Raw genomic sequence first — 21354 nt, 5'->3', positions numbered from 1 at the left:
GGGCCGAGCGGAATCCGTCCTTTGACACAACAAGAACCCCGGCCCGGCGCCGGGGTGGAGAAGAAAAGCGATGTCCCAGGCCAGTGAGAACTCCAGCAAGCCGCTGATCGAGCGGCGCTCGATCAACTACATCCCCGAGGCCGAGCGCCACGGCAAGCTCTACAGCCAGTTCACCCTGTGGCTGGGCGCCAACCTGCAGATCACCGCCATCGTCACCGGGGCCCTGGCCGTGGTGCTGGGCGGCGACGTGTTCTGGTCGCTGATCGGCCTGCTCATCGGCCAGTTGCTCGGCGGCGCGGTCATGGCCCTGCACGCGGCCCAGGGGCCCAAGCTGGGCCTGCCGCAGATGATCTCCAGCCGCGTGCAGTTCGGCGTCTACGGCGCGGCCATCCCGATCGTGCTGGTGTGCCTCATGTACCTGGGCTTCACCGCCACCGGCACGGTGCTTTCCGGGCAGGCGCTGGGCCAGCTGTTCGGTGTCAGCGACAGCGCCGGCATCCTGATCTTCGCCAGCGTCATCGTCCTGGCGACCGTGCTCGGCTACCGGGTGATCCACTTCATCGGCCGCCTCGCCAGCATCATCGGGGTGATCGCCTTCGTCTACCTGTTCAGCCGCCTGATGACCCAGACCGACGTCGGCGCGCTGCTGCAGATCCGTCATTTCAGCTGGAGCAGCTTCCTGCTCGCGGTGTCCCTGGCCGCGTCCTGGCAGATCGCCTTCGGCCCCTACGTGGCCGACTACTCGCGCTACCTGCCGAGCAAGACCTCGTCGGTGAAGACCTTCCTCGCCGTCGGCGCCGGTTCGGTGATAGGCGCGCAGGTGGCGATGGTCCTCGGGGTGTTCGCCGCGGCCATGGCCAACGGCCAGTTCGCCGGCCGCGAGGTCGCCTACATCGTCGGCCTGGGCGGCAGCGGCGCCACCGCGGCGCTGCTGTACTTCAGCATCGCCTTCGGCAAGGTGACCATCTCCACGCTGAACTCCTACGGCAGCTTCATGTGCATCGCCACCATCATCAGCGGCTTCCGCGGCCACGTCGAAGTCACGCCCCGGCAGCGCCTGGTGTTCGTGCTGCTGATCGTCGGCGCCGCCACCCTGGTCGCGCTGCTCGGCCAGCATTCGTTCCTCGGCGCGTTCAAGTCCTTCATCCTGTTCCTGCTGGCCTTCTTCACCCCGTGGAGCGCGGTCAACCTGGTGGACTACTACCTGATCACCCGCGAGCGCTACGACGTGCCGGCGCTGGCCGACCCGGACGGCCGCTACGGCCGCTGGAACCTGCCGGGGATCAGCGTGTACGTGATCGGCGTGCTGGTTCAGCTACCGTTCATCTCCACCAAGTTCTACACCGGCCCGCTGGTGGACTACCTGGGCGGCGTGGACATCTCCTGGATCATCGGCCTGGTGGTGCCCGCCGTCCTCTATTACCTGGTCGCCCGGCGCAGCAGCCGGGCGGTGCCGGACCGGCTGATCCTGCCGGCCCGTACCTGAACCGGCCCGGCCGCGCCCCGCACGGGCGCGGCCCTTGTACTGCCCAACTCCCTTTCCACTTTTAGGAGCATCAGATGAACAATTCCAAGAAGACGCTGCTGGGCCTGATCCTTTCCGCCGGGTTGCTGGGTTCCATGGCATCGGCCCAGGCGGCGGGCTGGTGCGAGAGCGGCAAGCCGGTGAAGTTCGCCGGGCTGAACTGGGAGAGCGGCATGCTGCTCACCGACGTCATGCAGTTCATCCTGAAGAACGGCTACGGCTGCGAGACCGACAGCCTGCCGGGCAACTCCATCACCATGGAGCAGGCCCTGGCCAACAACGACATCCAGATCTTCAGCGAAGAGTGGATCGGCCGCAGCGACGCCTGGAACAAGGCCGCCGCCGCCAACAAGGTGGTCGGCGTGGGCGCGCCCATCGTCGGCGCCACCGAGGGCTGGTACGTGCCGCGCTTCGTGATCGAGGGCGACAAGGCCCGCGGCATCGAGGCCAAGGCGCCGAACCTGAAGGCGATCACCGACCTGGGCCAGTACGCCGAGCTGTTCCGCGACCCGGAAGAGCCGGGCAAGGGCCGCTTCTACAACTGCCCGGCCGGCTGGACCTGCGAGCTGGAGAACTCCGAGATGCTGAAGAAGTACGGCCTGGAGGCCAAGTACACCAACTTCCGCCCGGGCACCGGCCCGGCGCTGGATGCCGCGGTGCTGTCCAGCTACAAGCGCAAGGAGCCGATCCTCTTCTACTACTGGTCGCCGACGCCACTGATGGGCCAGGCCGACCTGGTCAAGCTGGACGAGCCGGGGGTGAACAAGGACGTGAAGATCCAGGTCGGCCTGTCGCGCAGCTTCCATGACCAGGCGCCGGAACTGGTCGCGGTGCTGGAGAAGGTCAACCTGCCCATCGACCTGCTGAACCAGAACCTGGCGAAGATGGCCAAGGAGAAACTGTCCTCCGAACAACTGGCCAAGGCTTTCCTCAAGGAGCACCCTGAGGTGTGGACCGCCTGGGTCAGCGAGGACGCCGCGAAGAAGATCCAGGCCGCGCTCTGACGCTGCCCGAGCCGGGGAGGCCAGGCCTCCCCGGCGATGCCTAATCCTTGCGAGTACGAGCCATGTTCCCTGAACGCTTCACCTTCTCCATCGCCGACGTGGTCAACGGCTGGGTCGACGCCCTGGTGACCAACTACGGCGACGTCTTCCGGCACATTTCCGACACCCTGCTGTGGGCCATCGTCAACCTCGAAAGCCTGCTGCGCGCCACGCCCTGGTGGCTGATGCTGGCCATCGTCGCCGGCATCGCCTGGCACGCCACCCGGCGCCTGGTGCCGACCCTGGTGATCACCGGCCTGCTGTTCCTGGTCGGCGCGGTGGGGCTGTGGGACAAGCTCATGCAGACCCTGGCGCTGATGATGGTGGCCACCCTCATCTCGGTGCTGATCGGCATTCCCCTGGGCATCCTTGCCGCCCGCAGCGACCGCCTGCGCGCCATCCTGCTGCCGCTGCTGGACATCATGCAGACCATGCCCAGCTTCGTGTACCTGATCCCGGTGCTGATGCTGTTCGGCCTGGGCAAGGTGCCGGCGATCTTCGCCACCGTGATCTACGCCGCGCCGCCGCTGATCCGCCTCACCGACCTGGGCATCCGCCAGGTCGACCGCGAGGTGATGGAAGCGGTCACCGCCTTCGGCGCCAACCGCCGCCAGCAGCTGTTCGGCGTGCAGCTGCCGCTGGCCCTGCCGAGCATCATGGCGGGCATCAACCAGACCACCATGATGGCCCTGTCGATGGTGGTGATCGCCTCGATGATCGGCGCCCGCGGCCTGGGCGAGGACGTGCTGGTGGGCATCCAGACGCTCAACGTCGGCAAGGGCCTGGAGGCCGGTCTTGCGATCGTCATCCTCGCCGTGGTCATCGACCGCATCACCCAGGCCTACGGCCGCTCGCGTCACCACGAGGCCAGCAAATGAGCAAGATCCAGGTCAAGAACGTCTACAAGATCTTCGGTGCCCGCGCCGACGCCGCGCTGGCGATGATCCGCCAGGGCAAGAGCAAGGCCGAGGTGCTGGCTGCCACCGACTGCGTGGTCGGGGTGAACGACCTGTCTCTGTCGATCGAGGCGGGTGAAATCTTCGTGATCATGGGTCTGTCCGGCTCCGGCAAGTCGACCCTGGTGCGCCACTTCAACCGCCTGATCGACCCCACCAGCGGTGAAATCCTGGTCGACGGCGAAGACATCCTGCGCTACGACTCGCGCCAGCTGGAGAACTTCCGCCGGCGCAAGATCAGCATGGTGTTCCAGAGCTTCGGCCTGCTGCCGCACAAGAGCGTGCTCGACAACGTCGCCTACGGCCTCAAGGTCCGCGGCGAGAGCAAGGTGCTGTGCCAGGAGCGCGCGCTGCACTGGATCGCCACCGTGGGCCTGAAGGGCTACGAGAAGTCCTACCCGCACCAGCTTTCCGGCGGCATGCGCCAGCGCGTCGGCCTGGCCCGCGCGCTGGCCGCCGACACCGACGTGATCCTCATGGACGAGGCGTTCAGCGCCCTCGACCCGCTGATCCGCGCGGACATGCAGGACCAGCTGCTGGAACTGCAGAAGACCCTGCACAAGACCATCGTCTTCATCACCCACGACCTCGACGAGGCGGTGCGCATCGGCAACCGCATCGCCATCCTCAAGGACGGCCAGCTGATCCAGGTCGGCGCGCCGCGGGAAATCCTCCACCAGCCGGCCGACGAGTACGTCGACCGCTTCGTCCAGCGCCGCGTGGCCAACCTGTAGTCCGGGAGTTTCGATGTCCTCCGCTTCCATCATCACCTTCGGCGACGCGCCCCTGCACTGGCAGGACGTGGTCGCCGTGGCCCGCCACGGCGCGCGCCTGGAGCTTTCGGCGGCGGCCTGGGCGCGCATCGACAACGCCCGCGGCATCGTCGAACGCATCGTCGAACGCGGCGAGCGCGCCTACGGCATCAGCACCGGCCTCGGCGCCCTGTGCAACGTGGTGCTCGAAGGCGAGCAGCTGGCCCAGCTGTCGCGCAACACCCTGCTCAGCCACGCCTGCGGCGTCGGCGAGGCGCTGAAGGACGAGCAGACGCGCGCGATCATCTGCGTCGCCATCGCCAACTACAGCCTCGGCAAGTCCGGCCTGCACCGCCGCGTGGTGCAGGCGCTGCTGGAACTGCTCAACCGCGGCATCACCCCGCGGGTGCCGGCCCAGGGCTCGGTGGGCTACCTGACGCACATGGCCCATGTCGGCGTGGCGCTGCTGGGCGTCGGCGAGGTGAGCTACCAGGGGCGCATCGTCAGCGCCGCCGAAGCGCTGAGCGCCGAGGGCCTGGCGCCGGTGGAACTGGGCGCCAAGGACGGGCTCAGCCTGGTCAACGGCACGCCCTGCATGACCGGCCTGTGCTGCCTGGCCCTGGAAGACGCGACGCGCCTGGCGCACTGGGCCGACGTGATCGGCGCCATGAGCTTCGAGGCCCTGCGCGGGCAGACCGACGCCTTCGACGCGGAAATCCTCGCGCTCAAGCCGCACCCCGGCGCGCAGCTGGTGGGCGAGAACCTGCGCGCGCTGCTCGACGGCAGCGAAGTGCTCGCCAGCAGCCGCGGCATCCGCACCCAGGACGCCCTGAGCATGCGCTCCATGCCGCAGATCCACGGCGCCTGCCGCGACCAGCTGGCCCACGCCGCGCGCCAGGTGGAGATCGAACTCAACTCGGCCAACGACAACCCGCTGGTGCTGGGCACGCCCGAGCACTACCGGGTGGTGTCCCAGGCCAACCCCCACGGCGAATCCGTGGCCATGGCCGCCGACCTGCTGTGCATCGCCGTGGCCGAGCTGGGCGGCGTCGCCGAGCGCCGCCTGGACCGCCTGATCAACCCGCTGGTCAGCGGCCTGCCGGCGTTCCTGGTGAGCCAGCCGGGGGTCAACTCGGGGATGATGATCGTGCAGTACGTGGCCGCCGCCCTGGCCGGCGAGAACCGCCAGCTGGCGCAGCCGGCGGTGGTCGACAACTACGTCACCTCCGGCCTGCAGGAAGACCACCTGAGCCTGGGCACCAGCGCCGCGCTCAAGCTCGGCCGCTGCATCGGCAACTGCCAGCAGATTCTCGCCATCGAATACCTGCTGGCCGCCCAGGCCTTCGAATTCCTCAAGGAACAACGCTTCGGCGCCGGCACCCAGCGCGCCTGGGAACTGCTGCGCGAGCAGGTGCCGGCCTACGACGCCGACCGCTGGCTGGCCCCGGACATCGCCCGCGCCGCCGCGCTGCTGGCCGACCGCCGGGCGCTGCAGAACGTCGGCGCGAGCATCGGGAGACTGCAATGAAACAGCTCTGGCACAACTGCCACGCCGCCACCATGGCCGGCGGCAAGTACTCGATCATCGAGGACGCGGCGATCCTCACCGAGGGCGCGCGCATCCACTGGATCGGCCCCCGCGCCGAACTGCCGCTGCACGAGGTGCAGCGCAGCCACGACCTGGGCGGCGCCTGGCTGACCCCGGGGCTGATCGACTGCCACACCCACCTGGTGTTCGGCGGCGACCGCAGCGCCGAGTTCGAGCTGCGCCTGCAGGGCGCCAGCTATGCGGAGATCGCGGCGGCCGGCGGCGGCATCGCCAGCACCGTGCGCGCCACCCGCGAGGCCAGCGAGGAAGAACTGCTGGCCAGCGCCATCAAGCGCGCGCGGCCGCTGCTGGCCGATGGCGTGACCGTGCTGGAAGTGAAATCCGGCTACGGCCTGGACCTGGCCAGCGAGCGCAAGATGCTGCGCGTGGCGCGGCGCCTGGGCGAGGTGCTGCCGGTGACGGTGCGCGCCACCTGCCTGTCGGCCCATGCCCTGCCGCCGGAATATGCCGGGCGTGCCGACGACTACATCGAGCTGATCTGCATGGAAATCCTCCCGGCGCTGGCGCAGGAAGGGCTGGTGGACGCGGTGGACGCTTTCTGCGAGCACCTGGCGTTCTCCCCGGCGCAGGTCGAGCGGGTGTTCCAGGCCGCCAAGGCGCTGGGGCTGCCGGTGAAGCTGCACGCCGAGCAACTGTCGTCGCTGCATGGCTCCAGCCTGGCTGCGCGCTACCAGGCGCTGTCCGCCGACCACCTGGAATTCATGACCGAGGAAGACGCCATCGCCATGGCCAGGGCCGGCACCGTCGCGGTGCTGCTGCCGGGCGCCTTCTTCGTCCTGCGCGAAACCCAGCTGCCGCCGATGGACGCCCTGCGCCAGCACGGCGTGGCCATCGCCCTGGCCAGCGACCTCAACCCCGGCACCTCGCCGGCGCTGTCGCTGCGCCTGATGCTGAACATGGGCTGCACCGCCTTCCGCCTGACCCCGGAAGAAGCGCTGGCCGGCGTCACCCTGCACGCCGCCCGCGCCCTGGGCCTGGAAGCCGACCACGGCAGCCTGGAGGCGGGCAAGCTCGCCGATTTCGTCGCCTGGGACATCCAGCGCCCGGCCGAGCTGGCCTACTGGCTCGGCGGCGACCTGCCCAAGCGCATCATCCGTCACGCAGAGGAAGTCTCCTGTGGATAACGTACTGAGCTTCAGCCGCGGCCGCGTGCCGCTGCTGGTGAGCATGCCGCACCCCGGCACCCGCCTGACCCCGGCCGTGGAAGCCGGCCTGGTGGACGAGGCGAAGGAACTGGCCGACACCGACTGGCACATCCCGCGCCTGTACGACTTCGCCCGCGAACTGGGCGCCAGCACCCTGGCGGCGAACTACTCGCGCTACGTCATCGACCTGAATCGCCCGGCCGACGACAAGCCGCTGTACAGCACGGCCACCACCGGCCTGTACCCGGACACTCTGTTCGACGGCCGCCCGCTGTTCCACGAAGGCCAGGCGCCCTCGGCCGAGGAGCGCGCGCGCTACCTGGCGGAAGTCTGGACGCCGTACCACCAAACGCTGGCCGAGGAGCTGGCGCGGCTGAAGGCCGAGTTCGGCTACGCGCTGCTGTGGGACGCGCACTCGATCCGCTCGCACATCCCGCACCTGTTCGACGGCAAGCTGCCGGACTTCAACATCGGCACCAACTCCGGCAACAGCTGTCCGGCGGACCTCGCCGAGCGCCTGCAGGCGGCGTGCGCTGAAGCCGAGGGCTACAGCCACGTGCTCAACGGGCGCTTCAAGGGCGGCCACATCACCCGCCATTACGGCCAGCCCGGGCAGCACGTGCACGCGGTGCAACTGGAGCTCGCGCAGTGCAACTACATGGATGAACAGGCGCCCTTCGCCTACCGCGAAGACCTGGCCGGCCCGACCGCCGCGGTGCTACGGAAGATGCTGGAGACCTTCCTGGCCTGGGGGCGGGAGCGTTACGGCCGTTGACGAAACGCCTGCGCACGGCGCTTGCCGAGATGCTTTTCGTAGGATGGGTGTAGGAGCGGGCCCTGCCCGCGATATCGCGCGCAGGGCGCGCTCCTACATGGGGACGATGTGGGTGGGGCGGCGTAGGAGCGGATCTCATCCGCGAATCGCGCCGGTTCGTCCGGCTATCGCGGACAAGGTCCGCTCCTACGGGGGGAGGAATACCGTGCTTCCCGACAACCTGTAGGAGCGGGCCCTGCCCGCGAATCGCGCTTTTTTGTAGGAGCGAGCTTGCTCGCGAATGAACCCCGCTGCGGAATCCGTTCGCGAGCAAGTTCGCTCCTACGAAGAGCGCCTCGGCGCGGGGCGCGCGGTTATTCCCAGTCCAGCCGCGCCAGCTTCCACTCGCCGTCCTCCAGCCACCACTCCAGCTTCACGTCATACAGCCGCGCGCTGTCGGGGATCAGCCCCTCGGCGCCGGTCAGGCCGACCTTGGCCTCGGTGTAGCCGCGGCGCGAGGCCGCCGGGTCGATCCAGCTGTTCTTCGCCGGGGCGAGCACGCCGATCTTCTGGTGACGGAGGAACAGCACCGCCATGGTGCGCCGGGCCCAGTCGCGGTCGTTGACCTGCTGGGCGCGGAAGTCGTCGGCCAACTGGTCGAGCACGGCGCCGGTCTTCTTCGCTTCGATGTTCGCCTGCAGTTGCTGCACGGCGGCTTCCAGGGCTGCCTGCGGGTCGTCCTTGCCGCAGCCGGCGAGCAGGGCGAGGCACAGCAGCAGGGGCAGGGCAAGGGGCCTGGCCAGCATGTCGAACTCCTTTTCGGGATGAAGGGGAGCCCGGCACCGTAGCGCAGATGCGCGCCTTGCGGCCACGCCGGGAGTGTTTCCAAAGTTCGCCGTTCAGCGCGCCAGGAGGAACTGCCCGGGGTCGATGAAGAACATCTTCTTCCAGCCCTGGGTCTCGTCGGTGGCCGCCCAGGGCCGCGGCAGCAGCGACAGCACCGCGTAGTGCAGGTGCGGCGGCTTGCCGGCGGCGTTGCCCGAGCTGCCCACCGCGCCGACCACCTGGCCGCGGCCCACCGGCTGCAGCGGCGCCACGTTCCAGGCCTGCAGGTGCGCCAGGTAGTGCAGGCGCCATTTCGGCCCGAGGATCAGCACCACCTTGCCGCCCAGGCCGATCTCGCCGCGGTACAGCACCAGCCCCGGCACCGGCGACAGCGCCGGGGCGCCGGCGTCGGCGAAGATGTCGATGCCCTTGTGCACCCCGGAAATGCCCCAGGGCTCGTACCAGAACGAACGGCGGTTCCAGTCGCGCTGGCTGGCGCCCTGCACCGGGATGACCGGGTGCTCCGGCAACAACATCGGCAGGACCAGCAGCGCCGCGAGGGGCAGGAGCCAGCGGCGTTTCACACCTGCAGGCCCAGGTGGCGGATCAGCGGCGCCGGCGCGGCCAGGCGTTCCCAGACGTCGTCGAGCAGCTCGGCGGGGTAGAAGGAGGGCAGGGCGGCCAGCTCGGCGCGCGGCACCCAGGCCACCTCGTGGATGGCGAACTCATCGCCGCCCAGGCCGCGCAGGTTGTCCAGGCTCAGGTCGCCGCGCCAGGCGTCGACGCGGTAGAACAGCTCCATGTGGAAGCGCCCGGCCAGCGGCTCGGCGAATTCGCGCACGTACACCAGCGGCCCGACCTCCACTTCCAGCCCGGTTTCCTCGCGGCATTCGCGCTTCACGGTGTCGCGCGTCGATCGGTCGCTGTGCGACTCGAAGCCGCCGCCCGGGGGGATCCAGTAGACGTCGCCGTCGACCTCGTGGCGCACCAGCAGGATGCTCTGCTCGCGGATCAGCAGGCCGGCGGCGCGGATGCGGTGTTGCAGTGGGTTCATCGCCAGTCGAGCCTCGCCAGCTTCCAGGTGTCACCCTCGCGTCGCCATTCCAGGCTTACGCTGTAGGGGCGGTTGCGCCTGCGCTCGGGCAGCAGGTCGTCGCCGCCGGTCAGCGCCAGTTCCGCCCGGGTATGGCCGACGTCGGCGTAGTTGCGGTCGACGCGGCTGCTGCGCCCCAGGGTGATGAAGCGCACCCGCGGCTGCTGGACGAACACCTGCGCCAGGGTCCGGCGCACCCAGTCGCGGTCGTACTCGCCCTGGGCGCGGAAATCCTCGTGCAACTGCGCCAGCACGGCGCTGGTGGCGCGCTCGTCGAGGTTGCGCTGCAGCTGGCGCACCGCGTCGTTCAACTGGTCCTGGGGGGAGTCGCTGCTGCATCCGCCCAGCAGACAAATGACGCACAGCAGGCAAAGATACAACTTCCTCGGCATCCCGAGTGAACTCCTTTATCGGTTTTGCGCGGGCACAGGTATCATGCCCGACACGCAAGGGATGGTATCCGGTCGAGGGACGGACCGTACGTAAAGATTCAGGAGTGCGCCATGCAGCTTTTGTATCCGGAAATCAAGCCTTACGCCCGGCACCAGCTGGCCGTCGATGAACCGCACCTCCTTTATGTGGATGAAAGCGGCATACCGGACGGTCTGCCGGTGCTTTTCGTGCACGGCGGCCCGGGTGCCGGTTGCGACGCCCTGTCCAGGCGCTTCTTCGACCCCAACCTGTACCGCATCGTCACCTTCGACCAGCGCGGCTGCGGACGCTCCACGCCCTTCGCCAGCCTGGACGACAACACCACCTGGCACCTGGTGGCCGACATGGAGCGCATCCGCCAGCACCTGGGCATCGAGAAGTGGGTGCTGTTCGGCGGCTCCTGGGGCTCGACGCTGTCGCTGGCCTACGCCCAGGCGCACCCCGAGCGCGTCCACGCGCTGATCCTGCGCGGCATCTTCCTGTGCCGCCCGCAGGATCTGCGCTGGTTCTACCAGGAGGGCGCCAGCCAGCTGTTCCCCGACTACTGGGAGGACTACCTGGCGCCGATCCCGGCGGACGAGCGCGGCGACCTCATGCAGGCTTTCCGCAAGCGCCTGGTGGGCAGCGACCAGATCGCCCAGATGCACGCCGCGCGCGCCTGGTCCACCTGGGAAGGGCGCACCGCGACGCTGCGGCCCAACCCGGCGGTGGTCGACCGCTTCAGCGACCCGCACCGCGCGCTGTCCATCGCCCGCATCGAGAACCACTACTTCGTCAACGCCGCCTTCCTCGAGCCGGACCAGCTGCTGCGCGACATGCACCGCATCGCCCACCTGCCCGGCGTCATCGTGCACGGCCGCTACGACGTGGTCTGCCCGCTGGACAACGCCTGGGTGCTGCACAAGGCCTGGCCGAACAGCGAGCTGCAGATCGTCCGCGACGCCGGCCACGCCGCCAGCGAGCCGGGCATCGCCGATGCCCTGGTGCGCGCCACCAACGAAATCGGCCGGCGCCTGCTCAACCTGCCCCCGGAGGCCGAATGAAGGCGCTGATCCAGCGGGTGAGCGCCGCGCGGGTGGAAGTCGACGGGGAAATCGTCGGCGCCATCGACCAGGGCCTGCTGGCGCTGGTCGGCGTGGAGCCCCAGGACGACGAGGCGAGCACCCAGCGGCTGCTGCACAAGCTGCTTAACTATCGAGTGTTCGCCGATATTGAAGGTAAGATGAACCTTTCTCTGGGCGATGTCGGCGGCGGCCTGCTGCTGGTCTCGCAGTTCACCCTGGCCGCCGACACCCGCAAGGGCCTGCGGCCGAGCTTTTCCAGCGCGGCGCCGCCAGCCCGGGGCGCCGAGTTGTTCGAACATCTCGTGGATCAGGCACGAGCCCGTCATCCGCTGGTCGCTACCGGCCGGTTCGGCGCCAACATGCAGGTCCACCTGGTCAACGACGGGCCGGTGACCTTTCTTCTGGAGGCTTGAGCAGGCGGCAGTCCGTAACCGGGCCGCAGGATGATGGCAACTCGCATGCAACTAGAACAATGGCTCCCCGGAAGCCCAGGCCACAAGGCCGGGCAAGGGTTCTTCGCGTTGGCGGGGAATCATTCGGGCTCACCGGGGTCGGAATTCAATCGCCGGCACTTTGGCATTGCCAGGGCCGGCCTTGGTTTTTTCAAGTTCACGGACGAGGGGGACTCGTGATTTTTCGTTCCGTTCAACACACCGCTTCCCGTAATTTCCTGCGCGACCTGATGCTGGTCGGCTCCGCTTTCCTGGCCCTGGGCGCCTCTCACGCCTGGGCTTTCACCATCGATGACGTCGCCGGCGAGGCGAAGAAGCTGGCCAGCGAGAAGTACAGCGCGCCGACCAGCAACCTGCCGTCGGTATTCAGCGAAATGAAGTTCGCCGACTACCAGCAGATCCGCTTCCGCATGGACAAGGCCTACTGGGCCGACGAGAAGGAGCCGTTCAAGCTCAGCTTCTATCACCAGGGCATGCACTTCGACACCCCGGTGAAGATCAACGAGGTGACGGCCACCAGCGTCAAGGAGATCAAGTACGATCCCGCGCGTTTCGACTTCGGTACGCTGCAGTTCGACGCCAATGCCACCAAGGACCTCGGCTACGCCGGGTTCCGCGTGCTCTACCCGATCAACAAGGCCGACAAGCTCGACGAGATCGCCACCTTCCTCGGCGCCAGCTACTTCCGCGTGGTCGGCAAGGGCCACGTCTATGGCCTCTCCGCCCGCGGCCTGGCGCTGGACACCGCGCTGCCCTCCGGCGAGGAGTTCCCGCGCTTCCGCGAGTTCTGGATCGAGAAGCCCAAGCCCCAGGACAAGCACCTGGTGATCTACGCCCTGCTCGACTCGCCGCGCGCCACCGGCGCCTACCGCCTGGTTCTGCGCCCCGGCAAGGACACCGTGGTCGACGTGCAGGCCAAGGTGTTCCTGCGCGACAAGGTCACCAAGCTCGGCATGGCGCCGCTGACCAGCATGTTCCTGTTCGGCTCCAACCAGCCCTCGGAGCAGCACAACTTCCGTCCGGAGCTGCATGACTCCACCGGCCTGCAGATCCATGCCGGCAACGACGAGTGGATCTGGCGCCCGCTGAACAACCCGAAACACCTGTCGGTGAGCAGCTACGCGGTGGAGAACCCGAAAGGCTTCGGCCTGCTCCAGCGCGGCCGCGAGTTCAGCCGCTACGAAGACCTGGACGACCGCTACGATCTGCGCCCGAGCCTGTGGATCGAGCCGCGCGGCGACTGGGGCAAGGGCAGCGTCGAATTGGTCGAGATCCCCACCCCGGACGAGACCAACGACAACATCGTCGCCTTCTTCAACCCGGAGAAGCGCCCGGAGGCCGGCCAGCCGCTGGAGTACGCCTACCGCATGCACTGGACCATGGACGAGGACGCCCTGCATTCGCAGAAGGTCGCCCAGGTCAAGCAGACCCTGCGCTCGGTGGGTGACGTCAAGCAGGCCAACCTGATCCGCCAGCCCGACGGCAGCATCGCCCTGGTGGTGGACTTCGAGGGCGCCAACCTCAAGGTCCTGCCGGCCGACGCCGCGGTGACCACCCAGGTGAGCACCGACGACAACGCCGAGGTCAAGGAAAACAACCTGCGCTACAACCCGGTGACCCAGGGCTGGCGCCTGACCCTTCGGATCAAGGTGAAGGACCCGAAGAAGCCGACCGAAATGCGTGCGGCCCTGGTCAAAGATGGACAGACCCTGTCCGAAACCTGGAGCTACCAGCTGCCTGCCGATGAATAACACGACCACCCACAAGGCTCCGCTGGGCGAATACCTCGAGCACCTTCCGCTGACCGCGGAAGGGCGCGAGCGCCTGGCGCGCAGCGCTTCCTTCAGTGACCTGCACCAGCGCCTGGCGGAGGAGGCCGGCACCGCGCCGGTCGCCACCGACGATGCGGCGCTGGGCTCCATCGGCCCGCGCCTGCTGCTCGGCTACGGCCAGGAGCTGCAGGAAACCGGCATGCTCGGCCTGGACGACAACGGCCGCGCCTACCTCAAGGCGGCGCCGCCGATCCAGCGTACCAAGGTGCTCCCCGAGCCCTGGCGGACCAACGTGCTGGTTCGCGGCTGGCGCCGCCTGCTCGGCCGCGGCAACCCGTCCAAGCCCGCGCGCGACCTGCCCAAGGCGCGCTGGCAGCGGGTCGGCTCGCTGCGCCGGATGATCCTGCTGTTGCTGATGCTCGGCCAGACCAGCATCGCCACCTACTACATGAAAGGCATCCTGCCGTACCAGGGCTGGGCGCTGATCGACCTGGAAGAGATCAACCGCCAGACCTGGCTGCAGACCCTGCAGCAGGTGCTGCCGTACCTGATCCAGTTCGGCGTGCTGCTGCTCTTCGCCATCCTCTTCTGCTGGGTCTCGGCCGGTTTCTGGACCGCGCTGATGGGCTTCTGGGAGCTGCTCAGCGGCCGCGACCGCTACCGCATCTCCGGCAGCAGCGCCGGCAACGAGCCGATCGCGGCCGACGCGCGCACCGCCATCGTCATGCCGATCTGCAACGAGGACGTGCCGCGGGTCTTCGCCGGCCTGCGCGCCACCTTCGAATCGGTGGCCGCCAGCGGCGAGCTGGACCACTTCGACTTCTTCGTCCTCAGCGACACCTACCAGGCCGACATCGCCGTGGCCGAGGAACAGGCCTGGATCGAGCTGTGCCAGGAGACCAAGGGCTTCGGCAAGCTGTTCTACCGCCGCCGCCGCCGCCGGGTGAAGCGCAAGAGCGGCAACATCGACGACTTCTGCCGGCGCTGGGGCAGCCAGTACAAGTACATGGTGGTGATGGACGCCGACAGCGTGATGAGCGGCGACTGCCTGGCCAAGCTGGTGCGGCTGATGGAAGCCAACCCGGAGGCGGGGATCATCCAGACCGCGCCCAAGGCCTCAGGCATGGACACCCTCTATGCGCGCATGCAGCAGTTCGCCACCCGCGTCTACGGCCCGCTGTTCACCGCCGGCCTGCACTTCTGGCAACTGGGCGAGTCGCACTACTGGGGGCACAACGCGATCATCCGGGTGAAGCCCTTCATCGAGCACTGCGCCCTGGCGCCGCTGCCGGGCAAGGGCTCGTTCTCCGGGGCCATCCTCTCCCACGACTTCGTCGAGGCCGCGCTGATGCGCCGCGCCGGCTGGGGCGTGTGGATCGCCTACGACCTGGAGGGCAGCTACGAGGAACTGCCGCCGAACCTGCTGGACGAGCTCAAGCGCGACCGCCGCTGGTGCCACGGCAACCTGATGAACTTCCGCCTGTTCCTGGTCAAGGGCATGCACCCGGTGCACCGCGCGGTGTTCCTCACCGGGGTGATGTCCTACCTGTCGGCGCCGCTGTGGTTCTTCTTCCTGGTGCTGTCCACCGCGCTGCTGGCGGTGCACCAGCTGATGGAGCCGCAGTACTTCCTGGAGCCGCGCCAGCTGTTCCCGATCTGGCCGCAGTGGCACCCGGAGAAGGCCATCGCGCTGTTCTCCACCACCCTGACCCTGCTGTTCCTGCCCAAGCTGCTCAGCGTCATGCTGATCTGGGCCAAGGGCGCCAAGGCCTTCGGTGGCGTGATCAAGGTCACCCTGAGCATGCTCCTGGAGATGCTCTTCTCGGTGCTGCTGGCGCCGGTGCGCATGCTCTTCCACACCCGCTTCGTGCTGGCCGCGTTCCTCGGCTGGGAAGCGCAGTGGAAGTCGCCGCAGCGTGACGACGACGCCACGCCCTGGAGCGAGGCGCTGCGCCGCCACGGCATGCAGACCCTGCTGGGCCTGGCCTGGGCGCTGCTGGTGGTGTGGCTGAACCCGCGCTTCCTGTGGTGGCTGTCGCCCATCGTCGGTTCGCTGATGCTGTCCATCCCGGTGTCGGTGATCACCAGCCGCGTCAACCTGGGCCTGGCCTCGCGCGACGAGAAGCTGTTCCTCATCCCCGAGGAATACGACACCCCGCGCGAGCTGCGCTCCACCGACGAGTACACCTACCAGAACCGCTGGCAGGCGCTGAAGGACGGCTTCGTCCGCAGCGTTTCCGACCCGCTGCTCAACGCCCTGGCCTGCGCCATGGGCACCGCGCGCCACGCGCGCTCCGAGGCCATCGAGGCGGCGCGCCAGCGGCGCGTGCAGCAGGCCCTGGAAGGCGGTCCGCAGGCCGTCGCCGGCGAGGCCCGCCTGGCCCTGCTGAGCGACCCGGTGGCGCTGTCGCGCCTGCACCTGCAGGTGTGGGAAGGCGGCCATGAGAACTGGCTGGAGCCCTGGCGCAAGTCCGTGCAGGCCGACGCGCACAGCCCGGCGCTGCCGCTGGCGCCGCCGGCCGGCGCCGGCGTGGGCCTGCCGGCCGCGCAGTCCTGACCGCGAGCCGCTCCCCGTCACCAGGCGGGGAGTGGCAACGCCTTGCAACGGTTTTCCCGGCGCTTTACTGCTGCTAACCTGCGCCATCGATCCAGAAAGACTCCCGACGGACGGCGACAGAGGGTAGGATTCGCACCCTTCAGCGCCCGGCGAGGCTTCGCGCGGCATAAAGACCGCAGCTGGATGCCGTGCCGACGTGCGCACGACTCAATTTCGACTGTCTGGGAGTGTGGGGAATGAAAAAGTATCTGGCATCGCTGCTGCTGGGCGTCTGCGCCCTGGCCGGCGTGGGCGCGGCACAGGCCGGCGCGGTGGATGACGCGGTCAAGCGCGGCAGCCTGCGGGTGGGCATGGACCCGACCTACATGCCGTTCGAGATGACCAACAAGCGTGGCCAGATCGTCGGCTTCGAGGTCGACCTGCTCAAGGCCATGGCCAAGGCCATGGGCGTCAAGCTGGAGCTGGTCTCCACCAGCTACGACGGCATCATCCCGGCGCTGCTGACCGACAAGTTCGACATGATCGGCTCGGGCATGACCCTGACCCAGGAACGCAACCTGCGGGTCAACTTCTCCGATCCCTTCATCGTGGTCGGCCAGACCCTGCTGATCCGCAAGGAGCTGGAAGGCGCCATCAAGTCCTACAAGGACCTGAACGACGCCAAGTACCGCATCACCTCGAAGATCGGCACCACCGGCGAGTTCGTCGCCAAGAAGCAGCTGTCCAAGGCCCAGTACCACGGCTTCGACAACGAGCCCGAGGCGGTCATGGACGTGGTCAACGGCAAGGCCGACGCCTTCATCTACGACTCGCCCTACAACGTGGTCGCGGTCGGCAAGTTCGGCGCCGGCAAGCTGGTGTTCCTCGACCAGCCGTTCACCTACGAACCGCTGGCCTTCGGCCTGAAGAAGGGCGACTACGACTCGATCAACTGGATCAACAACTTCCTCAAGCAGATCCACGAGGACGGGACCTACGATCGTCTGCACGACAAGTGGTTCAAGAGCACCGACTGGCTGAAGGACATGGAATAATCCGCGTCCGACGCTGTTCGACCCGACGCGCAGGCCCCGGCCTGCGCGTTCGCATTTTCACGGTAAAGATACGTGACTAGAAGCAAACGCCCCACCTGGCCCTGGCATGGGCTGACCGCGCTGATCCTCCTGCTGATCGGCCTGGCCATCTGGTATTCCACCTCGCTGATTTCCTACGAGTGGCGCTGGAACCGCGTTCCCCAGTACTTCGCCTACCAGGCGGAGGAACCGCAACGTGCGGACGCCGTCTCGCGGGTGGAGAAGATCGAGGATTCCGGCCGCGAGGCCCGCGTCACCCTGGTCGACGACGACGGCAGGCAGCAGGTGCTGAACGTGGCCGGCGACAGCCTGCAGTTCTCCGAGAACGACGACGTCGGCGAAGGCGACGTGGTCGGCGTACAACGCCACTGGGCCGCCGGCCCGCTGGCCTGGGGCCTGTGGACCACGCTGTGGATCTCCTTCGTCTCCGGCGCGATCGGCCTGGCCATCGGCCTGTTCACCGGCCTCTGCCGGCTGTCGAAGAACCCCACGCTGCACGACCTCTCGACGCTCTACGTCGAGCTGGTGCGCGGTACGCCGTTGCTGGTGCAGATCTTCATCTTCTACTTCTTCATTGGCACCGTGCTCAACCTGTCCCGCGAGTTCGCCGGGGTGGCCGCGCTGGCGCTGTTCACCGGCGCCTACGTGGCCGAGATCGTCCGCGCCGGCGTGCAGTCCATCGCCCGCGGCCAGGACGAGGCGGCGCGCTCCCTGGGCCTGAGCGCGGCGCAGTCGATGCGCCACGTGATCCTGCCGCAGGCCTTCAAGCGCGTGCTGCCGCCGCTGGCCGGGCAGTTCATCAGCCTGGTCAAGGACACCTCGCTGGTCTCGGTGATCGCCATCACCGAACTGACCAAGAGCGGCCGCGAGGCCATCACCACCTCGTTCTCCACCTTCGAGATCTGGTTCTGCGTGGCCGCGCTCTACCTCGTCATCAACCTGCCGCTGTCGCATATGGCGAGCCGGCTGGAACGGAGGCTCGGACAAAGTGATTGAAGTCCGCAACCTGACCAAGGTGTTCGACACCCGCGGCCACGTGGTGCGCGCGGTGGACGACGTGACCACCCGCGTGGACAGGGGCGAGGTGGTGGTGGTGATCGGGCCCTCGGGCTCGGGCAAGTCCACCTTCCTGCGCTGCCTCAACGGCCTGGAGGAGTTCGACTCCGGCTCGGTGAGCATCGACGGCGTCGACCTGGCCAACCCGAAGACCGATATCAACGCCTACCGCCGCGAAGTCGGCATGGTGTTCCAGCACTTCAACCTGTTCCCGCACATGACCGTGCTGGAGAACCTGTGCCTGGCGCAGAAGGTGGTGCGCAAGCGCGGCAAGGCCGAGCGCGAGGAGAAGGCGAAGGCGCTGCTGGCCAAGGTCGGCATCGGCCAGAAGGCCAACGAATACCCCTCGCGCCTGTCCGGCGGCCAGCAGCAGCGCGTGGCCATCGCCCGCGCGCTGTGCATGGAGCCGAAGGTGATGCTGTTCGACGAGCCGACCTCGGCGCTCGACCCGGAGATGGTCGGCGAGGTGCTCGACGTGATGAAGGCCCTGGCGCTGGAAGGCATGACCATGGTCTGCGTCACCCACGAAATGGGCTTCGCCCGTGAAGTGGCCGACCGCGTGCTGTTCTTCGACCACGGCAAGTTGTTGGAAGACGCGCCGCCGGCGCAGTTCTTCGAACAGCCGGCCGATCCGCGGGCGCAGAGCTTTTTGCGGCAGGTGCTTTGAGTGCTTGGTGAATGAAGAAGCCGCCTCTTGGGGCGGCTTTTTTGTCACTTGTAGGAGCGAGCTTGCTCGCGAATGGGGTTCGCGGCAGGCGTTTTCGAAGAGCACCCTCTCCCCAGCCCTCGGCTGCGCGCCCCGCCCTGAAGAGAGAGGGGGCTTGTCCGTGCCGAGAGAAGTAATGGTTTCAGCCGGAACCTGCCGGGCTAACCGGCTAACTCTAAAACACCCACCTCTGCCCAACGGTCCCCTCTCCCTTCAGGGAGAGGGTTAGGGAGAGGGTGCGGAGTGGAGCCGACACGCCGTCGCCAAAGGGAAACACGGTTCGCGAGCAAGCTCGCTCCTACAGGACCAGGCCCTGCGCACAGCCAAGAAAAAACCGCCCCAAGGGGCGGTTTCTTCAGCAACTGGCACTCAACGGTTACGCGTCAGCAGCGCCGGGCGTTCGCCCTTGTCGCGGCGCGGTTCCAGTTCTTCCAGTTGCTCGGCGGTGGGGAAGCGGTCGCCGCGGACCAGGTCGCGCTTGTTGATCACCACCGGCTGGCGGGTCGGCTTGGCGGCGCCGTACTCGCTCGGCTCGCGCAGCGGCGCATCGCTCATCAGCGAGGGTTGGCCCTTGCCGCCGCGCTTGCGGGCGGCGCGCTGCTTGCCCTGGGCGTTGCCGCCCTGGCCGCCGCGGGCCTGGCCGTTGGCGTTCTTGCCGCGGGCGCCCTGGCCACCCTGGCCAGTGCCTTTCTGGCCCGGCTTGCTCTGCTTCTGGCCTTGGCCCTGAGCTTGGCCCTGGCCCTGACCGCGGGCACGCTGGCCCTGGGACGCCTGGCCCTGGCCCTGGGGCTGGCCGCCGCGACGGCGCTGGCCGCGTTGCACGTCCTTGTCCGGGAAGGGGCTGACGTAGTCGGCGCGGTTGCCGAAGTTGTCGTAGTCGTCGTCGAGGAACTCCTCGGGATCGCGGTTCTGGCCCTGCGCCGCCGGCTTGGGTTGCCTGGGCTGCTTGGGCTGGGCGTCGCCGCGCGGGGCCTGCTGAGCCTGCTGCTCGCCCTGGGCCTGGGCATCGCCCTTCTTCTTGCCGCGGCCGCCACGGCGGCGGCGCTTGCCGGCCGGCTTGTCGCCCTGCTCGGCGCCGGCGTCGGCATGGGCTGCCTCGGCGGCGGGCTGCGCCTGCTGCGGCTCCTTGTCCCTGGGCTTGCGCTCGCGCTTGGCCTTGTCCTTGCGCGGCTGGCGCTGGGGCTGTTCCTTGGGCTCGGGCAGGGCCACTTCCGGCAGCGCCACCTCGGGGTCGAAGCCCTGGGTATCGCCGGCGGGGATCTGCTGCCTGGTCAGGCGCTCGATGGCCTTGAGCAGCTTCTCCTCGTCCGGGGCCACCAGCGAGATGGCTTCGCCGCTGCGCCCGGCACGGCCGGTGCGGCCGATGCGGTGGACGTAGTCTTCCTCGACGTTGGGCAGCTCGTAGTTGACCACGTGGGGCAACTGGTCGATGTCCAGGCCGCGGGCGGCGATGTCGGTGGCCACCAGGATGCGCACATCGTTGGCCTTGAAGTCGGCCAGGGCCTTGGTGCGCGCGTTCTGGCTCTTGTTGCCGTGGATCGCGGCGGCCGGCAGGCCGTGCTTGCTCAGGTACTCGGCGAGGCGGTTGGCGCCGTGCTTGGTGCGGGTGAAGACCAGCACCTGCTCCCAGGCGCCCACGGTCACCAGGTGCGCCAGCAGGGCGCGCTTCTGTACCGAGGGGATGCGGAACACGCGCTGCTCGATGCGCTCGACGGTGGTGTTCGGCGGGGTGACCTCGATGCGCTCGGGGTTGTGCAGCAGCTTGTTGGCGAGGTCGGTGATGTCTTTCGAGAAGGTCGCCGAGAACAGCAGGTTCTGGCGCTTGGGCGGCAGCTTGGCGAGGACCTTCTTGACGTCGTGGATGAAGCCCATGTCGAGCATGCGGTCGGCTTCGTCGAGGACCAGGATCTCCACGCGGGAGAGGTCGACGCTGCCCTGGCCGATCAGGTCGAGCAGGCGGCCGGGGCAGGCCACCAGCACGTCGACGCCCTTGGACATGGCCTGGACCTGGGGATTCATGCCGACGCCGCCGAAGATGCAGGCGCTCTTCAGGGGCAGGTCGCGGGCATAGACCTTGAAGCTGTCGTGGACCTGGGCGGCCAGCTCGCGGGTCGGCGTCAGCACCAGCACGCGCGCCTGGCGCGGGCCGTGGCGGTGTTCACGGTCGGGGTGGCCTTCGGGGAACAGCCGCTCGAGCACCGGAAGGGCGAAGCCACCGGTCTTGCCGGTGCCGGTCTGGGCCGCGACCATCAGGTCGCGACCTTGCAATACGGCGGGAATCGCCCGCTCCTGGACAGGGGTGGGCTGGCTGTAGCCCGCCGCCTCTACTGCGCGGGCCAGCGCCTCGGAGAGACCGAGGGAGGAAAAGGACATGCGGGGTATTCCTATATGAGCCGGCGGCTGGCCGGCGAATGTGAAGTCACCAAGTTCTTCGAACTCCTCTGTACCCTCGTTCCCGTGGCGGGAAGAGGGACGGCGCGGGGCGCTGCGTATGCACCCATGGCCGAGCTACTGGCAGGGGCCCTCGCGGGCTCCTCCGG

Annotated in this window: 19 protein-coding genes; 14 read left to right on the top strand and 5 right to left on the bottom strand. The window is 68.2% G+C overall.

Annotated elements, in window-relative coordinates:
• The first annotated feature begins 70 nt into the window (after positions 1-70).
• The 7 genes from BM060_RS28820 (at position 71) to hutG (ending at position 7805) form a co-directional block, all read left to right on the top strand.
• A complete protein-coding gene (locus BM060_RS28820; RefSeq protein ID WP_074985468.1) occupies positions 71-1486 on the top strand; it encodes a purine-cytosine permease family protein in 1416 nt (471 codons plus the stop codon).
• A 74-nt stretch (positions 1487-1560) separates the two neighbouring features.
• Positions 1561-2529 (top strand): ABC transporter substrate-binding protein, encoded by a 969-nt coding sequence (locus tag BM060_RS28815; RefSeq protein ID WP_074985466.1) that lies wholly within the window; start codon positions 1561-1563, stop codon positions 2527-2529.
• Positions 2530-2591: 62 nt separating this feature from the next.
• Positions 2592-3446 (top strand): ABC transporter permease, encoded by an 855-nt coding sequence (locus BM060_RS28810; RefSeq protein ID WP_061563013.1) that lies wholly within the window; start codon positions 2592-2594, stop codon positions 3444-3446.
• On the top strand, positions 3443-4258 hold the full coding sequence (locus BM060_RS28805; RefSeq protein WP_074985463.1) for a quaternary amine ABC transporter ATP-binding protein: 816 nt from the start codon (positions 3443-3445) through the stop codon (positions 4256-4258). The genes BM060_RS28810 and BM060_RS28805 overlap by 4 nt, the downstream gene beginning before the upstream one ends.
• Positions 4259-4271: 13 nt before the next feature.
• Positions 4272-5804: a histidine ammonia-lyase gene (gene hutH / locus BM060_RS28800; protein WP_043313140.1), complete on the top strand. Its 1533-nt coding sequence runs from the start codon at positions 4272-4274 to the stop codon at positions 5802-5804.
• Complete coding sequence (gene hutI / locus BM060_RS28795) at positions 5801-7009, top strand: imidazolonepropionase (RefSeq protein ID WP_074985461.1); 1209 nt, start codon at positions 5801-5803, stop codon at positions 7007-7009. Before hutH ends, hutI begins: the two co-directional genes overlap by 4 nt.
• Positions 7002-7805: an N-formylglutamate deformylase gene (gene hutG, locus BM060_RS28790; RefSeq protein ID WP_074985459.1), complete on the top strand. Its 804-nt coding sequence runs from the start codon at positions 7002-7004 to the stop codon at positions 7803-7805. The genes hutI and hutG overlap by 8 nt, the downstream gene beginning before the upstream one ends.
• A gap of 353 nt (positions 7806-8158) precedes the next feature.
• Here hutG and BM060_RS28785 read toward each other — a convergent pair whose 3' ends face one another.
• The 4 genes from BM060_RS28785 to BM060_RS28770 form a co-directional block, all read right to left on the bottom strand.
• On the bottom strand, positions 8159-8590 hold the full coding sequence (locus BM060_RS28785) for a hypothetical protein (protein WP_074985457.1): 432 nt from the start codon (positions 8588-8590) through the stop codon (positions 8159-8161).
• A 93-nt stretch (positions 8591-8683) separates the two neighbouring features.
• Positions 8684-9145, bottom strand: a complete 462-nt coding sequence (locus BM060_RS28780; protein WP_167858372.1) for a M23 family metallopeptidase — start codon at positions 9143-9145, stop codon at positions 8684-8686.
• A gap of 44 nt (positions 9146-9189) precedes the next feature.
• Positions 9190-9663 carry an NUDIX domain-containing protein gene (locus BM060_RS28775; RefSeq protein WP_074985454.1) on the bottom strand — a complete coding sequence of 158 codons (474 nt, stop codon included), beginning with the start codon at positions 9661-9663 and terminating at the stop codon, positions 9190-9192.
• The gene (locus tag BM060_RS28770; protein WP_074985453.1) at positions 9660-10094 is read right to left on the bottom strand and encodes a hypothetical protein; all 435 of its coding nucleotides are present in this window, start codon (positions 10092-10094) and stop codon (positions 9660-9662) included. The genes BM060_RS28775 and BM060_RS28770 overlap by 4 nt, the downstream gene beginning before the upstream one ends.
• A 111-nt stretch (positions 10095-10205) precedes the next feature.
• On the opposite strand from BM060_RS28770, the gene pip reads away from it, so the two are divergent.
• The 7 genes from pip to BM060_RS28735 all read left to right on the top strand — a co-directional run bounded on the left by pip (position 10206) and on the right by BM060_RS28735 (position 18775).
• Positions 10206-11177, top strand: coding sequence for a prolyl aminopeptidase (gene pip / locus BM060_RS28765; RefSeq protein WP_074985452.1), 972 nt, complete (start codon positions 10206-10208; stop codon positions 11175-11177).
• Positions 11174-11611: a D-aminoacyl-tRNA deacylase gene (gene dtd, locus BM060_RS28760; RefSeq protein WP_074985451.1), complete on the top strand. Its 438-nt coding sequence runs from the start codon at positions 11174-11176 to the stop codon at positions 11609-11611. Before pip ends, dtd begins: the two co-directional genes overlap by 4 nt.
• A 215-nt stretch (positions 11612-11826) precedes the next feature.
• Positions 11827-13401: a glucan biosynthesis protein G gene (locus BM060_RS28755; protein WP_135499815.1), complete on the top strand. Its 1575-nt coding sequence runs from the start codon at positions 11827-11829 to the stop codon at positions 13399-13401.
• Positions 13394-15979 (top strand): glucans biosynthesis glucosyltransferase MdoH, encoded by a 2586-nt coding sequence (gene mdoH, locus BM060_RS28750; protein ID WP_074985449.1) that lies wholly within the window; start codon positions 13394-13396, stop codon positions 15977-15979. The genes BM060_RS28755 and mdoH overlap by 8 nt, the downstream gene beginning before the upstream one ends.
• 236 nt (positions 15980-16215) lie before the next feature.
• Positions 16216-17013: a transporter substrate-binding domain-containing protein gene (locus tag BM060_RS28745; protein WP_074985448.1), complete on the top strand. Its 798-nt coding sequence runs from the start codon at positions 16216-16218 to the stop codon at positions 17011-17013.
• A gap of 72 nt (positions 17014-17085) precedes the next feature.
• Positions 17086-18048: an amino acid ABC transporter permease gene (locus BM060_RS28740; protein WP_074985447.1), complete on the top strand. Its 963-nt coding sequence runs from the start codon at positions 17086-17088 to the stop codon at positions 18046-18048.
• On the top strand, positions 18041-18775 hold the full coding sequence (locus tag BM060_RS28735) for an amino acid ABC transporter ATP-binding protein (RefSeq protein ID WP_074985446.1): 735 nt from the start codon (positions 18041-18043) through the stop codon (positions 18773-18775). The genes BM060_RS28740 and BM060_RS28735 overlap by 8 nt, the downstream gene beginning before the upstream one ends.
• 408 nt (positions 18776-19183) lie before the next feature.
• Here the strand turns inward: BM060_RS28735 and rhlE2 are convergent, their stop codons facing one another.
• A complete protein-coding gene (gene rhlE2 / locus BM060_RS28725; RefSeq protein WP_135499816.1) occupies positions 19184-21187 on the bottom strand; it encodes an RNA helicase RhlE2 in 2004 nt (667 codons plus the stop codon).
• Positions 21188-21354 lie beyond the last annotated feature (167 nt).

The organism is Pseudomonas citronellolis, from assembly GCF_900112375.1.
Lineage (GTDB): Bacteria > Pseudomonadota > Gammaproteobacteria > Pseudomonadales > Pseudomonadaceae > Pseudomonas > Pseudomonas citronellolis.
This window is presented reverse-complemented; position numbering and strand designations above follow the sequence as displayed.